15 protein-coding genes, 1 tRNA gene, 2 rRNA genes and 2 pseudogenes are annotated in these 17,315 nt (G+C 54.9%); 5 read left to right on the forward strand and 15 right to left on the reverse strand.

Annotation, left to right across the window (positions count from 1 at the left end; all coding sequences use genetic code 11):
- Window positions 1–4: 4 nt before the first annotated feature.
- The 3 genes from rrf (GVK32_RS01580) to rrf (GVK32_RS01590) all read left to right on the forward strand — a co-directional run bounded on the left by rrf (GVK32_RS01580) (window position 5) and on the right by rrf (GVK32_RS01590) (window position 477).
- Window positions 5–120 (forward strand): 5S ribosomal RNA (gene rrf, locus GVK32_RS01580).
- Between the two features lie 129 nt (window positions 121–249).
- Window positions 250–325: transfer RNA gene (locus tag GVK32_RS01585), tRNA-Thr, on the forward strand.
- A 36-nt stretch (window positions 326–361) separates the two neighbouring features.
- Window positions 362–477, forward strand: a 5S ribosomal RNA gene (gene rrf / locus GVK32_RS01590).
- Window positions 478–734: 257 nt separating this feature from the next.
- On the opposite strand, the gene GVK32_RS01595 is transcribed toward rrf (GVK32_RS01590), so the two are convergent.
- From GVK32_RS01595 to GVK32_RS29470, 4 genes and pseudogenes are all read right to left on the reverse strand, one after another.
- Window positions 735–956, reverse strand: a complete 222-nt coding sequence (locus GVK32_RS01595) for a lipoprotein (RefSeq protein ID WP_041147475.1) — start codon at window positions 954–956, stop codon at window positions 735–737.
- Window positions 957–1,264: 308 nt separating this feature from the next.
- Window positions 1,265–3,122: pseudogene (locus tag GVK32_RS01600) on the reverse strand (efflux RND transporter permease subunit).
- 73 nt (window positions 3,123–3,195) lie between these two features.
- Window positions 3,196–3,927, reverse strand: coding sequence for an efflux RND transporter periplasmic adaptor subunit (locus GVK32_RS01605; RefSeq protein ID WP_227697806.1), 732 nt, complete (start codon window positions 3,925–3,927; stop codon window positions 3,196–3,198).
- A gap of 61 nt (window positions 3,928–3,988) precedes the next feature.
- Window positions 3,989–4,108, reverse strand: a pseudogene (locus GVK32_RS29470) (hypothetical protein); the annotation flags it as partial.
- A 523-nt stretch (window positions 4,109–4,631) separates the two neighbouring features.
- On the opposite strand from GVK32_RS29470, the gene envR reads away from it, so the two are divergent.
- Window positions 4,632–5,264 carry an acrEF/envCD operon transcriptional regulator gene (envR, locus tag GVK32_RS01610; RefSeq protein WP_159865109.1) on the forward strand — a complete coding sequence of 211 codons (633 nt, stop codon included), beginning with the start codon at window positions 4,632–4,634 and terminating at the stop codon, window positions 5,262–5,264.
- A gap of 109 nt (window positions 5,265–5,373) precedes the next feature.
- Here the strand turns inward: envR and fis are convergent, their stop codons facing one another.
- The 11 genes from fis to GVK32_RS01665 form a co-directional block, all read right to left on the reverse strand.
- A complete protein-coding gene (gene fis, locus GVK32_RS01615; protein WP_003855228.1) occupies window positions 5,374–5,670 on the reverse strand; it encodes a DNA-binding transcriptional regulator Fis in 297 nt (98 codons plus the stop codon).
- Between the two features lie 25 nt (window positions 5,671–5,695).
- On the reverse strand, window positions 5,696–6,661 hold the full coding sequence (gene dusB, locus GVK32_RS01620; protein WP_041147471.1) for a tRNA dihydrouridine synthase DusB: 966 nt from the start codon (window positions 6,659–6,661) through the stop codon (window positions 5,696–5,698).
- 358 nt (window positions 6,662–7,019) lie between these two features.
- Complete coding sequence (gene prmA, locus GVK32_RS01625) at window positions 7,020–7,901, reverse strand: 50S ribosomal protein L11 methyltransferase (RefSeq protein ID WP_041147470.1); 882 nt, start codon at window positions 7,899–7,901, stop codon at window positions 7,020–7,022.
- Between the two features lie 11 nt (window positions 7,902–7,912).
- A complete protein-coding gene (panF, locus tag GVK32_RS01630; RefSeq protein WP_159864527.1) occupies window positions 7,913–9,364 on the reverse strand; it encodes a sodium/pantothenate symporter in 1,452 nt (483 codons plus the stop codon).
- Window positions 9,354–9,596 carry a YhdT family protein gene (locus tag GVK32_RS01635; RefSeq protein ID WP_041147468.1) on the reverse strand — a complete coding sequence of 81 codons (243 nt, stop codon included), beginning with the start codon at window positions 9,594–9,596 and terminating at the stop codon, window positions 9,354–9,356. Before GVK32_RS01635 ends, panF begins: the two co-directional genes overlap by 11 nt.
- Window positions 9,597–9,706: 110 nt before the next feature.
- Window positions 9,707–11,056: an acetyl-CoA carboxylase biotin carboxylase subunit gene (gene accC / locus GVK32_RS01640; RefSeq protein WP_041147467.1), complete on the reverse strand. Its 1,350-nt coding sequence runs from the start codon at window positions 11,054–11,056 to the stop codon at window positions 9,707–9,709.
- A gap of 10 nt (window positions 11,057–11,066) precedes the next feature.
- Window positions 11,067–11,531: an acetyl-CoA carboxylase biotin carboxyl carrier protein gene (gene accB / locus GVK32_RS01645; protein ID WP_123708984.1), complete on the reverse strand. Its 465-nt coding sequence runs from the start codon at window positions 11,529–11,531 to the stop codon at window positions 11,067–11,069.
- A 22-nt stretch (window positions 11,532–11,553) separates the two neighbouring features.
- Window positions 11,554–12,006: a type II 3-dehydroquinate dehydratase gene (aroQ, locus tag GVK32_RS01650; protein WP_041147465.1), complete on the reverse strand. Its 453-nt coding sequence runs from the start codon at window positions 12,004–12,006 to the stop codon at window positions 11,554–11,556.
- 233 nt (window positions 12,007–12,239) lie between these two features.
- Window positions 12,240–12,839: a protein-methionine-sulfoxide reductase heme-binding subunit MsrQ gene (gene msrQ / locus GVK32_RS01655; RefSeq protein ID WP_045856504.1), complete on the reverse strand. Its 600-nt coding sequence runs from the start codon at window positions 12,837–12,839 to the stop codon at window positions 12,240–12,242.
- Window positions 12,839–13,840 (reverse strand): protein-methionine-sulfoxide reductase catalytic subunit MsrP, encoded by a 1,002-nt coding sequence (gene msrP, locus GVK32_RS01660; RefSeq protein ID WP_159864529.1) that lies wholly within the window; start codon window positions 13,838–13,840, stop codon window positions 12,839–12,841. Before msrP ends, msrQ begins: the two co-directional genes overlap by 1 nt.
- A gap of 77 nt (window positions 13,841–13,917) precedes the next feature.
- A complete protein-coding gene (locus tag GVK32_RS01665; RefSeq protein WP_045856507.1) occupies window positions 13,918–14,892 on the reverse strand; it encodes an MDR family oxidoreductase in 975 nt (324 codons plus the stop codon).
- A 219-nt stretch (window positions 14,893–15,111) separates the two neighbouring features.
- On the opposite strand from GVK32_RS01665, the gene csrD reads away from it, so the two are divergent.
- On the forward strand, window positions 15,112–17,052 hold the full coding sequence (gene csrD / locus GVK32_RS01670) for an RNase E specificity factor CsrD (RefSeq protein WP_159864532.1): 1,941 nt from the start codon (window positions 15,112–15,114) through the stop codon (window positions 17,050–17,052).
- Window positions 17,053–17,315: the final 263 nt, after the last annotated feature.

The raw sequence follows: 17,315 nt of genomic DNA on the forward strand, positions 1-17,315 counted from the left end.
TTTGCCTGGCGGCAACAGCGCGGTGGTCCCACCTGACCCCATGCCGAACTCAGAAGTGAAACGCCGTAGCGCCGATGGTAGTGTGGGGTCTCCCCATGTGAGAGTAGGGAACTGCCAGGCATCAAATTAGTAGTATGGCACTGACTTTCGAGGCAGTTCACTACTCGACAGTGAGTAGGACAAAAGCAGATGCTTTTGAACGTTGCAAAGCAACGGCCCGAAAATTATGCCTTGTACCAAATTAAGCGTGCTGATATGGCTCAGTTGGTAGAGCGCACCCTTGGTAAGGGTGAGGTCCCCAGTTCGACTCTGGGTATCAGCACCACTTTTTAAGTTAGAAAACAGTATTTTAAAGAATTTGCCTGGCGACAAGAGCGCGGTGGTCCCACCTGACCCCATGCCGAACTCAGAAGTGAAACGCCGTAGCGCCGATGGTAGTGTGGGGTCTCCCCATGTGAGAGTAGGGAATTGCCAGGCATCAATTAAGCAGAAGGCCCAGTCGAAAGACTGGGCCTTTTTGCTTGTCTGCTATTTATTGACGTAGCTTATCGATAAACGGCGGCCTAAGCTGCTGCAGAAAGGCCTGCAATACCTGCGAGCGGCGCATTTCTGCGATCGTAGCGCGGTTTTTATACCTACCGTTCACGAAAAAAGGACCCGGTCTCGCGACCAGGCCCTTTTTTATATCCGTTCCCTTACAGGAAAGTGACCCCAATCCAGTGGAATGGTAATGATTAACGGGTCAGTGCTACAATCCCCAGCGTTAATCCAGCCACTGCCGCCGCACCGCCGGCAATTGCCCCAGCCGTTTCCCAGTTATCCTGAGTCGTGCCTTTCATGCAGGTGTTGGTATGAACTAGCCTGCCTTCAGAATCGTAGACCGGCACGCAGGGAGAGTCATGCGCGCAGCCGGCGAGTAAAGTTGCCAGCAGCGTCACTAAAATAAATTTCTTCATGATATTACCTCTGAATAGTCCGTTTTACTGCATCGGGAGAGATACACGACGGAATAGCCTATTTTACCATCGCTGAAACAGAGGCCTGATAGAGGAAATCATCTCAATTTATGAGCTACGTAAATATCATGGAGATAAGCGGGGAATTGCGTAGAAAAGATGTAGAACAAAATAATGAAATAAAGGCAGGGGCTATCGAACTTATCATTATGGAATATAGCGAATTTAATCTAATTTATTGATTAGCATGAGTCATTGGCATAAAAAAGGCGTCAGTGTGGCGCCTTTGAGGAGGAGATAAGCTACTTTCAGCGTCGGGTAAAGCGACCCCTTACCACCACGAAAAATACCGGTACGAAGAAGATTGCCAGCAGCGTAGCGGTTAACATCCCCCCCCATCACATTTTGCGCCCCGCTTCCGGCACCATGGCTAATAACTAAAGGCAGCACTCCGAGAATAAAGGCTAATGATGTCATGAGGATCGGACGCTGGCGCATACGCGATGCTTCGAGCGTCGCCTCGATAATCCCTTTACCTTCTTTATCCATAAGATCTTTAGCAAACTCGACGATCAGAATGGCATTTTTTGCCGATAAGCCAATCGTGGTTAATAAGCCGACCTGGAAATAGGCATCATTATTGAGCCCGCGAAGCGATGCCGCTAACAACGCCCCAACAACCCCTAAGGGAACGACCAGCATCACCGAGAAGAGAATTGACCAGCTCTCATAGAGCGCGGCGAGGCACAGGAAGACAACAATCAGGGAGATGGCGTAGAGCGCAGGCGCCTGATTGCCGGAGAGCCGTTCCTGATAGGACATTCCCGTCCAGTCGTAGCCGATACCGGTCGGCAGCTTGCTAGCCAACTGCTCCATCAGGATCATTGCGTCCCCGGTACTTTTACCTGGTGCGGCCTCGCCGAGAATTTCCATCGAAGGCAAACTGTTGTAACGCTCAAGCCGCGGAGAGCCATAGACCCAGCGCGATGTGACGAACGACGAGAACGGCACCATTTCACCGTTGGAGCTGCGCGCATACATATTATTGATATCATTCGGCAACATACGGAAATGCGCATCAGCCTGAACATAAACCTTTTTCACCCGGCCATGGTCGATGAAATCGTTAACGTCGTACCCGCCCAGGGCGGCAGAAATCGTTTCGTTGATATCCGCTAATGAAATCCCGAGCGGCTGGGCTTTCTCCTGATCTACGTCGAGGTCGAGCTTAAACTGCGGCGTATCCTCAAGCCCGTTTGGCTGCACGCGCACCAGTTGGTCAGGATGCTGCCTGACCATGCCCAGCAGCTGATTACGCGCCTGGGTTAGTACGCTATGGCCGAGATTGCCCTGATCGACAAGCTCAAAGTCAAAACCCGTTGCGGTACCGAGTTCGATAATGGCCAGCAGACTGAACGGGAAGACCATGGCGTCCTTGATCTGGCTGAAGGCGATGGTGGCTCTTTTGATAATCGCCTCCACGCCGTTCTCTGCCCCGCTGCGTTGTTCCCACGGTTTAAGGCTGACGAAGGCCATGCCGGAGTTTTGCCCCTGACCGCTGAAGCTAAAGCCGTTGACGGTAAAGACGCTCTCGACGTTGGCCTTTTCATTATGCAGATAGTAGTCGGTAACGGTATCCAGCACTTTCTGCGTACGCTCCTGCGTAGCGCCGGAAGGCTGCTGGAGAATGGTCATAAACACGCCCTGATCTTCATCCGGCAGGAAGGAGGTTGGCAGACGCATAAAGAGCACGGCCATCCCTACGACGATGAGCAAATAGACGCTAATCCCCTGCTGCTGCACCTCCTGCGGCAGCAGCGGTGTAGCAAGCTGCAGCTTGTTTTGTACCTGGACCTCGGCAATATCCGGATCGATACCTGAGCGGAAGGTCAGCGTGATGGTGACGCCGCCTGCAGAGTCACTGGTGGAGGTCATATACATCAGGTTGTCGATACCGTTCATGTTCTGTTCGATAACCTGCGTCACGGTATCCTGTACGGTCTGGGCATCGGCGCCGGGATAGGTGGCGGATACGGCAACGGCCGGAGGAGCAATCGTCGGATACTGCGCAACGGGCAGCTGCATAATCGCGAGGCCGCTGGCAATCGTCATGATGATTGCCAGTACCCAGGCGAATACCGGGCGATGGATAAAAAACTTAGACATAGTGATTCATACCTTATTGTGCGACGGTCGCCGCGGTATCCTCTGTGGCCTTCACCGTTGTACCTGGGTGAACCTACTGCAGGCCGCTGACGACAACTTTGTCACCGTTTTGCAGGCCGCGGGTAATCAACCAGCGATCGTCAATCGCCTGGGATGCAATAACGTCGTGGGTTTCAACCTGGTTGTGGTCGTTGACCTGCATGACGGTGGTATCACCGCGCGGCGTGCGGGTTACCCCCTGCTGCGGCACCAGAATCGCCTGCGGATCCACGCCTTCATCGATGCGGGCGCGCACAAACATCCCCGGCTGCGGGTTTGGGAAGATGGCGCGCAGGGGGATGGAGCCAGTGCTTTCATCTACCGTTACGTCGGAGAATTGCAAAGAGCCCTTGAGCGGGTAAGGCTGGCCATTTTCCATGACCAGCTGAACGTTCTGCGTATCGCTGCCGCGCTGAAGGCTCTGCTGCTTGAGGTGCATAAAATCACTGCTGGATTCAGTGACTTCGACGTAAATGGGGTCAAGCTGCTGGACTGTGGCCATCGCCTCGGCCTGGCCGTTGGTGACCAGAGCGCCCTCGGTGACGCTGGATTTACCGATACGTCCGACGATAGGCGAGGTGACTTTGGTATCGGCAAGATTAATGCGCGCGCTTTCGACCGCCGCTTTTGCCGCCATCACGTCGGCATCGGCCTGGCCGGCCGTTGCCAGCACCTGATCGTACTCCTGGCTGCGTCCCGAGCAGAGGAAGGTAGCGCTTAACCGTGAGGTGCGCGATGGTGGCTGCCGCGACGGCTTTAGCCTCATCACCCTTCGCGCTGCTGTAGGCTGCCTGATAGGTCGCCGGGTCAATTTGATAGAGCGGCTGGCCCGCCTTTACGTCGCTCCCCTCAATAAAGCTGCGTTGCAGGACGATCCCGCTGACCTGAGGGCGAACCTCCGCGACGCGAAATGCCGACGTGCGGCCGGCAGCTCCGTGGTGACGGATAGCGGTTCGCTGCTGACCACGTGGACGGTGACCTGCGGTATTTGTGCCGGCGACTGCCCGTTGTTTGAATTATCACAGCCGGCGAGCAGGAGCGCTGAGAGAATTAGGCTGGATAAAGAGTAGCCCTGGCGTGACTCGTCATTACCGTTCCTTATAGATTTCGCACCCTGTTCGGCTACGAATCTGTGAAAGAAATAGAGAATAAAAAAGCAGGCCGGTATCCTACAAATAAACATCAGTGGATGTAATGAATGGTTATTTTTGGAGTGACGCCAGGACACGTAAAAACAAAAAAATGCGAATTTATTCTTTAAGAATAACCTTATTTTTAATAATGGGATTAATAGTATTTGTCATGTGAGTGAATTATTTCTTATTCATTCAAAATATGTATTGGTATGTCATGATATCTCAGGGAGGAATATCTGACTTTTTGCTAAGTAATATTAATCGGAGAATGCTAGATTTAATCCCGTCTCAATACTCCCACTATTCCGCTGTTCGGCGGCAAGTGAAGCAATGTATGGTCAGAAAAACAAAAGAAGAGGCGCTACGCACGCGCCAGCTGCTGATTGATGCAGCCATCCAGCAGTTTGCGCTGCGCGGTGTGGCGAACACGACGCTTACGGACATCGCCGATGCCGCCGGCGTAACGCGCGGAGCGATATACTGGCATTTCTCGAACAAGTCACAGCTGTTTAATGAAATTTGGCGGCAGCAGCTCCCGCTGCGAGAGCTTCTTCCTCCGCCGGCGTCACAAATATCCGCAAGCGATCTTCTGTATCATTTAAGAGAGAAATTTATTCGCGGCCTACAGTATATTGCCGAGGACCCGTGGCAGCGCGACCTGATGCAGATTCTCTATCATAAAGGCGAGTTTGCCTGCGACATGATGCCGGAACAGGATATTCGGCAAAAAATTGGTTTTAGCTATCCCACTATTCGCGAGATTTTAGCTGAGTGTATCCGTAACCGTTTATTACCTGCGGAAACAAATATTGAAATAACGTTAATTATATTACACGAAACCTTTAGCGGTATTATTAAAAACTGGCTGATGGCGCCGCAGCGATTCGATCTCTATCAGCAGGCGCCGCTGCTGGTGGATAATATTACGTCGATGCTCTGCGTACCGAGTCGTCGGACGGCGAGCTAGCTCAGAGGGGTCAGCAGTCTGCTGCGGGAAGGGGGTAAACGCGAGGCAGTAAAAAGGCGCTTCCCCATGCCGAAGAGCGCCTTTTATTCAAGCAATTAACTGACTAGTATCAGTTCATGCCGTATTTCTTCAATTTTTTACGCAGCGTACCGCGGTTGATGCCCATCATCAGGGCAGCACGGGTCTGGTTACCGCGGGTGTATTGCATCACCATGTCCAACAGGGGCTGTTCTACTTCAGCCAGTACCAGCTCATACAGGTCACTAACGTCCTGACCGTTCAGTTGAGCAAAATAGTTCTTCAGTGCCTGTTTAACCGAGTCACGCAGGGGCTTTTGAGTTACCTGATCCTGAGAGTTAACGGTAGAAACGGTCAGTACGTCAGAATTTACGCGTTGTTCGAACATAGTTCTGTCAGCTCTTTATATCTGTTTACGCAAAATTTTCGAAGTATGCCTCCAACGCCTCCAGCTGATCGCTGGCATCCTCTATGGCGTTGAATGTGCGCCGAAACTGGTCATTTGGAGCGTGCTCCTGGAGATACCAGGAAACGTGTTTACGCGCAATTCGGTACCCTTTTGCCTGACCGTAAAAGTCATGCAATTCCCGAACGTGAGCGCAAAGCAAGCGCTTAACCTCTGCCAACGGCAGGGGGGGCAGCAGCTCTCCAGTGTCCAGATAATGCTGGATTTCCCGAAAGATCCAGGGTCTTCCCTGAGCTGCGCGGCCTATCATAAGGGCATCAGCCCCCGTATAGTCGAGCACAGCTCTGGCTTTAAGCGGGTCAGTAATGTCACCATTCGCGATAATCGGAATGGAAACTTTCTGCTTAACTGCCCGAATACTGTCGTATTCAGCGTCTCCGTTAAACAAACAGGCGCGCGTGCGTCCGTGAATAGTCAGAGCCTGAATGCCACACTCTTCAGCCAGTTGGGCAATTTCTACACAGTTACGGTGTTCCGGCTCCCAACCGGTGCGAATCTTGAGTGTCACGGGAACGTCCACTGCCTTGACGACCGCCGTCAGGATTAACTTCACCTGCTCGGGATGCTGCAAGAGGGCTGAACCTGCGAGCTTGCGATTCACCTTTTTCGCCGGGCACCCCATATTAATATCAATAATTTGGGCACCGCTTTCCACGTTAATACGGGCGGCTGCGGCCATCTCTTCCGGTACGCTACCGGCGATTTGCACGGTACGAATACCGGGCTCATCAACGTGCACCATCCGTAAACGGGACTTGTCGCTCTCCCAAACCTGAGGGTTGGAGGACATCATCTCGGAAACGGTTAAACCTGCTCCCATCTCATAGCACAGCGTCCTGAATGGTCTGTCAGTAATGCCAGCCATAGGTGCTGCGATCAGGCGATTTCTAAGCTGGTAGTGTCCGATGCGCATGAGTTAAGAAATGACCATACTGTGACTGCAAGGCGGCGTATATTACGCATTTTTTGCACGAGATGAAAGGCCAAACTTTGAGCAATCCCCTGTCACAGATCAATGAATCCAGGGGTAACGAAAATACTATGGATAAATTATCATATTAATCATTGCTTTAATACGTGGTGGGTAATTTGTGTCCAATTATAAAATCGTAAAACTTATCTATTTTTCTTAGAAAAATGGGGTCATTGGCGGCATAAAACGCTGTTTTTGTAGCCAAAAAAGCGCTTCGTAATGCGATCTGGCTCCCATTTCTTGACGTCATTTGGCTGCTACTGGAAACAAAAATGCGGCCCGCAGGCCGCATTTGCGCTTACTTGCGCTGGCCGGTAATCCGGCACCACTCTTCTTTTTCAACCACCGGGTCGAGATTAAAGCGATCGGCGTAGGCTTCACAGACGCCGTCAGCCTGGCTGGCAAGGATCCCGGAGAGGCCCAGCAGACCGCCTGCAACGGGCAGGACGCTGATTAACGGAGCCAGCTCGCGTAACGGGCCGGCCAGTATGTTGGCGACCACGACGTCGGCGCTGAGAGCCTCTGGCTGATCCTGGGGTAAATAGAGCTCCAGACGATCCGAGACACCGTTACGCTCGGCGTTATCGCGGCTGGCCTGAATCGCCTGCGGATCGATATCGATACCGATGGCCTTCGCCGCGCCGAGCTTCAGGGCAGCAATCGCCAGGATGCCGGAACCGCAGCCGAAATCAATAATCGTTTTACCTGCCAGATCCAGCCCATCGAGCCACTGCAGGCACAGGGAGGTCGTCGGGTGGGTACCGGTACCGAAGGCGAGGCCCGGATCGAGCATCACGTTCACCGCGTTGGCATCCGGCACTTCGCGCCAGCTTGGGCAAATCCACAGCCGCTCGCCGAAGCGCATCGGGTGGAAGTTATCCATCCATTCGCGCTCCCAGTCTTTGTCTTCCAACTGCTCGATTTTGTGCGCGAAGCCGGCGCCCAGAAGAGGATGCTGCTCAAGAATGGCAACGACTTCGTTCATGTCGCTCTCTGCGTCGAACAGGCCGGTCACGTCGGTGTCGCCCCACAGGCGGGTTTCCCCCGGCAGCGGTTCGAATACCGGCGTATCGTGGGTATCCTGGAAGGTGATAGAGACGGCACCGGCCTCCATCAGCGCATCGCTTAAATCTTCAGCGTGTGCGCCGGTGGTGTTTAGTTTCAGTTGGATCCATGGCATGGCAAAACTCTTTATTTATCAGTAGTCATAATAGGGGCTGGTGGGACGGGCTGACCGAAACGGTTGCCAATCACAAAAGCCAGCAAGCTTAACAGCAGCGAGGGCACAATCGGATGAAAGCCCAGGTACTGAATATTGAATGTCGCCAGCACGGCGTATAGCACGCCGCCAACGATCATGGCGCTGAGGGCGCCGGTAGCGTTAGCGCGCTCCCAGTACAGGCCCATCACCAGCGGCCATAAGAACACCGCTTCCAGGCCGCCGAAGGCCAGCAGGTTGAGCCAGATGATCATCTCGGGCGGCCGCCAGGCTGCCAGCATCATCAGGATCCCAATGACCAGGGTGGTGGCGGTGGAGATCCTTTTCAGCTTTTGCTCATTATGCCTTTTAGCAGGCTGAGCGCTGAGCCAAAGATCCTTAATGATCGTAGCCGATGCCTGCAATAAGTGGGCGTTAACGTTCGACATGATCGCCGCCATTGGCGCCGCCAGGAACAGGCCCGCGGCCCACGGCGGCAGCACCTGGACCATCAGCGTTGGGATCACCTGATCGGGGACGGTGAGGTGCGGCAGAACCGCGCGGCCCAGCGCGCCCGCGAGGTGCATGCCAAACATCAACAGCGCGACGACCACGGTACCGATGATGATCCCCCGGTGAACGGCTTTGCTGTCTTTATAAGAAATGCAGCGTACAGCGGTATGCGGCAGGCCGATAACGCCGAAGCAGACCAGCACCCAAAACGAGGTCATAAAGGTCGGGGTTAGAATGCCGTCTACGCCGTGCGGCGATACCAGCTGCGGATCTATCTTCTGTAAGGTATCAACGGCGTGATGCAGACCGCCCGCAGCGTGGACAACCCCGACCAGCAGCACGATAGTGCCGATCAGCATGACCATACCCTGCATGGTGTCATTGAGCACGCTGGCGCGAAAACCGCCGAACGCGGTGTACAGGGCAATCGTGATCCCGAAGATCAACAGGCCGTTTTCATATTTGATTCCCGCCGCGGTCTCCAGCAGGCGCGCGCCGCCGATAAACTGCACGGCGATCGCCCCGACGAAGGCAACCAGCAGGCTGATGCTGGCGATCCAGACGACGGCGCGGCTTTGGTAGCGCGCCTGCAGCATGTCGTTGAGGGTGATGGCGTTATAGCGTCGCGCCAGAATGGCGAATTTCTTACCGAGGATCCCCAGCGAAAGCCAGATCGTCGGTACCTGGATCATCGCCAGCAGCACCCAGCCGAGCCCGTACTTATAGGCAGCCCCGGGCCCGCCGATAAAAGAACTGGCGCTGATGTAGGTGGCGGTGAGCGTCATGGCCAGCACGAAGCCGCCCATGGAACGGCTGCCGAGGAAATACTCGCTGAGAAAACTGCCGCTATTGCGTTTGCGCATAGCGTAAAGCGACAGGCCGAAGACCACGAACAGATAGGCAATCAGGATGACGATGATTTCAAGCTGCATCGCTATCCTCCAGCGGAATGTCGCGGAATACGAAACGCACCATCGCCCAGCACAGCAGGATAAATATCAGAGGCACCAGCAGGCAGGCCATTTCGAACCAGTGCGGCAGCCCGGTTATGCCGATTGCGCTGTCCGGGAGATAGGCCGCAGCCAGCCAGGCGGCAAGATAGAGAAGGGTCAGCCACAGCGCCCAGCGCGCTTCTTTGTGGGCCTGAACAAACCGATTGTCCATTTTTTAGTCCCAGGAGGAGGATGAAAGCGGGGATTGTACCGCATGGAAAAGATGAGGGGAGAGAAAAAGAAAAAAGGCCGGATTATCCGGCCTTTTGCAGCGATGCAGGGTTATTTTTCCTGCATACCGAGCTTTTTCTCCAGATAGTGGATATTGGTTCCACCATGCTGGAAGTGCTCGTCGTTCATGATGCGAATCTGCAGATCGACGTTAGTTTTGATGCCGTCGATGATCAGCTCCTGCAGCGCATTTTTCATGCGTGAAATGGCCACATCACGGTTTTCGCCGTAGCAGATAAGCTTGCCGATCATTGAGTCATAGTACGGCGGCACGGTGTAGCCGGCGTAGATATGAGACTCCCAGCGAACGCCAAAACCACCCGGCGCGTGGAAGCGGGTAATTTTACCCGGGCTCGGCAGGAAGGTATTCGGGTCTTCGGCGTTAATACGGCATTCAACCGCATGGCCACGAACCTGAACTTCTTCCTGCTTGATGGACAGCGGCTGGCCTGCGGCAATCCGCAGCTGCTCTTTAATCAGGTCAACGCCGGTGATCATTTCTGTTACCGGGTGTTCAACCTGAATACGGGTGTTCATTTCAATGAAGTAGAACTCGCCGTTTTCGAACAGGAACTCAAAGGTACCCGCCCCGCGATAGCCGATATCAACGCAGGCCTTGGAGCAGCGCTCGCCGATGTAGCGACGCAGTTCCGGAGTAATACCCGGCGCCGGCGCTTCTTCGACAACTTTCTGGTGACGACGCTGCATGGAGCAGTCGCGCTCGGCCAGATAGATAGCGTTGCCCTGGCCATCAGCCAGTACCTGGATCTCGATATGACGAGGATTTTCCAGGTATTTCTCCATATAAACCATGTCGTTGCTGAAAGCGGCTTTCGCTTCAGCTTTGGTCATGGAGATGGACTGCGCCAGCTCGGCATCGCTGCGCACGACGCGCATGCCGCGACCGCCGCCGCCGCCGGAGGCTTTGATGATTACCGGGTAGCCGATGCGTTTCGCATGGGCGCGGTTAGCGTCCATGTCGTCGCCCAGCGGGCCATCGGAGCCAGGAACGGTCGGTACGCCGGCTTTCTTCATGGCGGTAATCGCCGACACTTTGTCGCCCATCAGACGAATAGTGTCAGCCTTCGGGCCGATAAAGATAAAGCCGGAACGTTCAACCTGCTCAGCGAAGTTGGCGTTTTCCGAGAGGAAGCCATAGCCCGGGTGAATCGCCACCGCGCCGGTGATTTCAGCCGCGCTGATGATCGCCGGGATATTCAGGTAGCTCTTAATGGACGGAGCCGGGCCAATACAGACCGTCTCATCCGCTAACAATACGTGTTTTAAATCGCGATCCGCAGTGGAGTGCACAGCAACGGTCTTGATGCCCAGTTCTTTACAGGCACGCAGGATACGCAGTGCAATCTCGCCACGGTTGGCGATAACAATTTTATCCAGCATGTTCGCCTCGTTACTCGATGACTACCAGCGGCTCGTCAAATTCTACCGGTTGGCCACTTTCGATCAGAATGGCTTTCACCACGCCGGCTTTGTCGGCTTCGATCTGGTTCATCATTTTCATTGCTTCGACGATGCACAGAGTGTCGCCCACGTTGACTTTCTGGCCGATTTCCACAAACGCTTTAGCGTCGGGGCTCGGGGTGCGGTAGAAAGTACCGACCATCGGGGAACGTACGATGTGACCACTGATTTCCGCTTTCGCCGGAGCATCTGCCTGCGCGGCTGCCGGTGCTGCGGCAACAGGTGCCTGTGCCTGCATCATCGGAGCGGCATAAGCCTGCTGCATCACTGGATAGCCGGTGTTCGGAGCTGAGCGGCTGATGCGCACAGACTCTTCGCCTTCAGAAATTTCCAGTTCGTTGATGCCAGACTCTTCGACCAGCTCGATCAGTTTTTTAATCTTACGAATATCCATGAGTGGGTTCCGTACTCTTTGTTTAGTGTGATTGTGACAGGCGTTTTACCGCCGTCTGTAAAGCGTATGAATAACCGTCCGCCCCCAATCCACAGATAACGCCTGCGGCGATATCCGACAGATAAGAGTGATGACGGAATGGTTCGCGGGCATGCACGTTGCTCAGGTGGATCTCGATAAACGGGATACTCACCGCAAGTAGCGCGTCGCGGATTGCCACGCTGGTGTGCGTAAACGCGGCCGGATTAATCAGGATATAGTCTACAGCGTCTTTAGCCTGATGAATTCGGTCGATTAACGCGTACTCCGCGTTTGATTGCAGGTGATCCAGCGCCACGTTCAGAGCCGCAGCTTCTGATTCCAGACGGTTAACAATCTCAGAAAGCTTGAGGGTGCCGTACTTTTCAGGCTCGCGTGTACCAAGCATGTTAAGGTTGGGTCCATTCAAAAGCAAAATGCGAAACTTGTCAGCCATTGTGCGGCTATCTCCTGCCATTCTCGGGTAAAAAACAAAATATACCTTCGAAACGCGCTTGTCACCTTTTCAGGGCGTAAAAACCCCTCCAGGAAAACCAAAGTCGCACATTATAACGATTTCGTAGCATTTGGCAGCTAAATACTGGTCTTATCAGGGAAGATTATCAACCGCTATCGTTAAATGAGTCGCGGTTGATAAAAGATCTGCGGGAAACTGCACATATCCGGGGATTAGCGCCACCACTGACGGAACTTCTTGTAACGCCACGCCAAAAGCACAACCGCCAGCCCGGCATATATCAACGGCTGCGGGGATAATATCTTCACGGACCATAGATAATGAATGGGGGCAAGGATCGCCACCAGATAGACGAAGTTATGCAATGTTTGCCAGCGACGGCCTAATTTTCGCTGCAGCGCCTGCGTCGAGGTGACCGCCAGCGCCAGCAGGGTAAGCCAGCTGATAAACCCCAGCGTCAGATAGGGCCGGCTTACCAGCTCAGAACCCAGCAGCGCCAGATTGTTAATCCCGAGTTCCAGCAGCGTGTAGCTGGTCAGGTGCAGCGTCGCCCAGGCAAAGCACCACAGTCCCAGCAGGCGCCTGGTACGAATCAACAGCGGCTGTTTAGCGTAGCGCGCCAGCGGCGATACAAGCAAGGTTGCCAGCAGAAATTTAAGAGCCATCCTACCGGTAAAGTGTTGAATATCCTTTGCCGGGTCGGCGCTGAAATACCCCTGCTGCGCAGCCCAGAATAGCCAGAGAAAGGGAAGAAACCCGGCCAAATGGAGCATAACCTTGAGCCAGGTAATCTGTTTTACGTTTAGGCGCACTAGTAATTCTCCCGCAAATTCAGGCCCCGGTAGAGCGAAGCCACTTCGTCAGCATAGCCGTTGAACAGGAGCGTCGGCTGGCGTTTGACGTCCAGCACGCCTCCGGAACCGATAAAGCGTTCCGTTGCCTGTGACCAGCGGGGATGATCGACATGCGGATTGACGTTGGCGTAAAAGCCGTATTCATCCGGTCCCGCCAGATTCCAGGTGGTCGGCGGCCGCTCGCGGGTGAGTTCGATACTGACAATCGACTTAATCCCTTTGAAGCCATACTTCCACGGGACCGTCAGGCGAACCGGCGCGCCGTTCTGCGGCGGCAGCGCCTTACCGTAGACGCCCACGCTCAGCAGGGTGAGGGGATGCATCGCCTCATCCAGGCGTAGGCCTTCGACATAAGGATAGGCCAGGCCGCCGCCGATAAAGCGATCCTTCTGCCCCGGCATCTGGTCGGGGGCATAGATGGTTTTAAACGCCACGTAGCGGGCGTTGCTGGTGGGCTCAACCAGCGCCAGCAGCTTATGCAGCGGGAAGCCAACCCACGGCACCACCATCGACCAGGCTTCGACGCAGCGCATCCGGTAAATGCGCTCTTCGAGCGGAAAGCGGGTGCTCAGATCGTGATGATCGAGCGTCAGCGGTTTAGCGACCTCTCCGCCGATGGTCAGCGTCCAGGGATCGGTTCGCAGGCTGCCGGCGTTGGCCGCCGGATCGGCTTTATCCAGACCGAACTCATAGAAGTTGTTGTAGCCGGATACCTTATCCTCCGGGGTGAGCGTTAGCGCGTTTTGCCATTCGGTGGGTTTATCGAAGGTCAGCGCTTTGCCCGCCGGCGCGGGGGGGCGGTCGTGGCCTTTGAACCAATCGAGAAGGTCGGCTTTTGCCGTGGGGGAAAGGGAAAGTGCCGTTGCGGTAATCCCCAGCGTTTTCAAAACCTGGCGACGCTGCAGCATAAAAACGGATTCTGCCGTGACGTCGGCTTCCGTTAGCTTTTTGTGTTTCATGACATCCTCCGGCATGCTTTTTCTTAAGCATGCCGGAGGCGGAGAGTTATCGCGAATATGTCACGAAAAATTGCATATTAGGCGATTTTCACCAGCGTCCGACCCTGGATTTGGTTAGCCATAATCTTATCGGCAAAGGCCGGCGCTTCGGCGAGCGTAATTTCCGTCGCGCTTTGCGCGTAGAACGACTCAGGCAGATCGCCAACCAGCCGCTGCCAGGCTTGAGCCCGGCGCGCGGGCGGAGTCATTACCGAATCAACGCCCTGCAGGCGGACGTTCCGCAAAATAAACGGCATCACCGTCGTCGGCAGAGCAAAGCCGCCGGCCAGGCCGCAGGCGGCTACGCAGCCGCCGTAGTTCATCTGCGCCAGCACTTTCGCCAGCACTTTATCGCCGACGGTATCGACCGCACCGGCCCACAGCTGTTTCTCCAGCGGACGGGTTTCGGCAAACTCCTCGCGCCCAACGATCCGCTGCGCGCCCAGCGCTTTCAGGTAATCATGGGTGCTTTCGCGACCAGAAACGGCGACCACCTGGTAACCCAGGCGATGCAGCAGGGCGACCGCGGTGCTGCCGACGCCGCCGCTGGCGCCGGTGACGACAACCTCGCCGTCCTGGGGACGAATGCCGGCATCTTCCAGCGCCATCACGCACAGCATGGCGGTGAAGCCGGCGGTACCGATGGCCATCGCTTTACGGCCATCCAGCCCTTCAGGCATCGCAACCAGCCAGTCGCCTTTCACTCGCGCCTGCTCTGCCAGGCCGCCCCAGTGATTTTCGCCAACGCCCCAACCGGTGAGAAGCACTTGCTGGCCCGCGTGGAAACGCGGATCTTCGCTGGTATGGACGATACCGGCAAAATCGATGCCAGGAATCATCGGAAAGTTGCGGATGATTTTTCCGCTGCCGGTGATCGCCAGCGCGTCTTTATAGTTGAGGCTGGACCACTGAATATCGACGGTCACATCGCCCTGCGGCAGCCGGCTGGCGTCAATGGTTTGCACCGAAGAGATTGTTTTGCCATCCTGCTGTTCTAATATTAAAGCCTGCATATGCGGGTCCTTATTTGTACAAAGATTGGAAAAATTTTTCTGCAGACTATACTCGCTATCGGCATTATTACGCCGATACAACGCAATAAATTGCCAGATACGTCAGCTTTGATAGTATGCCTCGCACTTTAAAAAGTTAGTGCTTACTTTGGGGAAAGCGCCAGTACCGGAGTCCGAATATTCCTCGGGCAGTCATTCACACGCGGAGTTAACACAGGGATGCGATTAACGACGAAATTCTCAGCATTTATCACGCTGCTTACCAGCCTGACTATCTTTGTCACGCTTATTGGCGCGTCGCTGAGTTTTTATAACGGTATTCAGCAAAAAGTGGAGAATCGCGTCCAGGCCGTAGCGACGGTGCTGGATAACCGCCTGATCTCTTCATCCTTTGCCCGGCTTGAACCGCAGATGGATGAGCTGATGACGCCGGTCGACGTTGTGCAGGTTGATTTTCTCCTTAACGGCAAATCAGTGTACAGCCACTCGCGTAGTGACAGCTACCGCCCGCTGGGGAGTTATAACCAGTTTCGGGAGGTCACGGTCCCGTCGCTAAAGCACCCCGGCATGACGCTGCATCTGGTCTATCTGGACCCGATGGTCAACTACTTCCGCTCGCTGCACATGACCGCACCGCTTTCTATCGCCATTGGCTTTATGGTGCTGATGATCTTTTTTTCCGTTCGCTGGATCCGTCGCCAGCTGTCAGGGCAGGAGCTGCTGGAGCTGCGGGCGACGAGGATCCTTAACGGCGAGCGCGGGCCTCAGGTGCGGGGATCGGTGCATGAGTGGCCGGTGAGTAACAGCAGCGCGCTGGATATGCTGCTATCCGAGCTGCAGTTCGCCAGCGATCAGCGTAGCCGTATGGATACGCTTATTCGCTCCTATGCCGCTCAGGACACCAAAACCGGCCTCAATAATCGCCTGTTCTTTGATAACCAGCTCGCCACGCTGCTGGAAGATCAGGAAAAAGTCGGCTCGTACGGCATTGTGATGATGATCCGCCTGCCGGAGTTCGATTTGCTGCGCGATAACTGGGGGCGCGCCGCAGCGGAGGAGCATTACTTCACGCTCATCAACCTGCTTTCTACTTTTATTATGCGCTATCCCGGCGCGCTGCTGGCGCGTTATCACCGCAGCGATTTTGCCGTCCTGCTGCCGCACCGCACCCTGAAGGAGGCGGACAGCATCGCCGGGCTGCTGCTGAAGGCGATGGACGCGCTGCCGCCCACGCGCATTCTTGACCGCGATGACATGATGCATATCGGTATTTGCGCCTTCCGCAGCGGACAGACCACGGCTCAGGTGATGGAGCGTGCAGAAGCGGCAACGCGCAACGCGGTCCTGCAGGGGAGCAATAGCTGGGCGGTTTATGACGATTCGCTACCGGAGAAAGGGCGCGGCAACGTGCGCTGGCGTACTCTGATTGAACAGATGTTAAGCCGCGGCGGACCGCGGCTCTACCAGAAGCCCGCGGTGAATCGCGACGGTCGCGTCCATCACCGCGAGCTGATGTCCCGCCTGTACGACGGTACGGAAGAGGTGATTGCGGCGGAATATATGCCGATGGTGCAGCAGTTTGGCCTGGCGGAAGAGTATGACCGCCTGCAGATCACCCGGCTGCTGCCGTTTTTAGGCTTCTGGCCGGACGAAAACCTCGCTTTACAGGTGACGGTAGAGTCGCTGATCCGTCCCCGATTCCAGCGCTGGCTGCGCGATACTTTGATGCAGTGTGAAAAATCGCAACGTCAGCGCATTATTTTTGAACTTGCAGAGGCAGATGTTTGTCAATATATCGGCCGCCTGCAGCCGGTTATGCGGCTGGTTAACGCTTTAGGTATTCGAGTCGCCGTGGTTCAGGCCGGATTAACGCTGGTTGGAACCAGCTGGATCAAGCAGTTGGATGTCGAAGTCATCAAGCTACACCCGGGGCTGTCGCGTAATATTGAAAAACGCAGTGAGAACCAGCTGCTGGTTCAGAGCCTGGTGGAGGCCTGCAAGGGTATGCCGGTCCAGGTTTTTGCAACCGGAGTACGCAGTCGTAGCGAGTGGCAGGTCCTGTCTCAATGCGGTGTTACCGGTGGCCAGGGAGAATTTTTTGCCGCCTCACAGCCACTTGACACAAATGTGAAAAAATATTCGCAAAGATACTCGGTTTGATCTGCCGTTTGGCGTGATTTCACGTAGAATAACGCGCGCCATAGTGAAGGGGGTGTGCTTGTCTACCTGCCGGATTATCGCAATGTAAATGCCAGTAAATAACCTTTGACAGGTTGCAAATTGAAGCGTGGAGCGCTGCTGAAGTTTTCAGCACTGAACGGAACCGGAAAATTTGTAACGAAGGAAATGAACTGCACTAATTTTCACCGTAGCAGATGATTTTTGCGCCTTGTCGCTGCTGCGTGTGGTTGGTAAAGTAAGCG

It is taken from the genome of Klebsiella sp. 18074 (assembly GCF_902705905.1).
Lineage (GTDB): Bacteria > Pseudomonadota > Gammaproteobacteria > Enterobacterales > Enterobacteriaceae > Klebsiella > Klebsiella terrigena.

Bases quoted from the DNA above. Each gene is read 5' to 3' on its own strand.
- GVK32_RS01595 (WP_041147475.1), bottom strand. From the start codon at position 956: ATGAAGAAATTTATTTTAGTGACGCTGCTGGCAACTTTACTCGCCGGC.
- GVK32_RS01605 (WP_227697806.1), bottom strand. From the start codon at position 3,927: ATGAGGCTAAAGCCGTCGCGGCAGCCACCATCGCGCACCTCACGGTTA.
- envR (WP_159865109.1), top strand. From the start codon at position 4,632: ATGGTCAGAAAAACAAAAGAAGAGGCGCTACGCACGCGCCAGCTGCTG.
- fis (WP_003855228.1), bottom strand. From the start codon at position 5,670: ATGTTCGAACAACGCGTAAATTCTGACGTACTGACCGTTTCTACCGTT.
- dusB (WP_041147471.1), bottom strand. From the start codon at position 6,661: ATGCGCATCGGACACTACCAGCTTAGAAATCGCCTGATCGCAGCACCT.
- prmA (WP_041147470.1), bottom strand. From the start codon at position 7,901: ATGCCATGGATCCAACTGAAACTAAACACCACCGGCGCACACGCTGAA.
- panF (WP_159864527.1), bottom strand. From the start codon at position 9,364: ATGCAGCTTGAAATCATCGTCATCCTGATTGCCTATCTGTTCGTGGTC.
- GVK32_RS01635 (WP_041147468.1), bottom strand. From the start codon at position 9,596: ATGGACAATCGGTTTGTTCAGGCCCACAAAGAAGCGCGCTGGGCGCTG.
- accC (WP_041147467.1), bottom strand. From the start codon at position 11,056: ATGCTGGATAAAATTGTTATCGCCAACCGTGGCGAGATTGCACTGCGT.
- accB (WP_123708984.1), bottom strand. From the start codon at position 11,531: ATGGATATTCGTAAGATTAAAAAACTGATCGAGCTGGTCGAAGAGTCT.
- aroQ (WP_041147465.1), bottom strand. From the start codon at position 12,006: ATGGCTGACAAGTTTCGCATTTTGCTTTTGAATGGACCCAACCTTAAC.
- msrP (WP_159864529.1), bottom strand. From the start codon at position 13,840: ATGAAACACAAAAAGCTAACGGAAGCCGACGTCACGGCAGAATCCGTT.
- GVK32_RS01665 (WP_045856507.1), bottom strand. From the start codon at position 14,892: ATGCAGGCTTTAATATTAGAACAGCAGGATGGCAAAACAATCTCTTCG.
- csrD (WP_159864532.1), top strand. From the start codon at position 15,112: ATGCGATTAACGACGAAATTCTCAGCATTTATCACGCTGCTTACCAGC.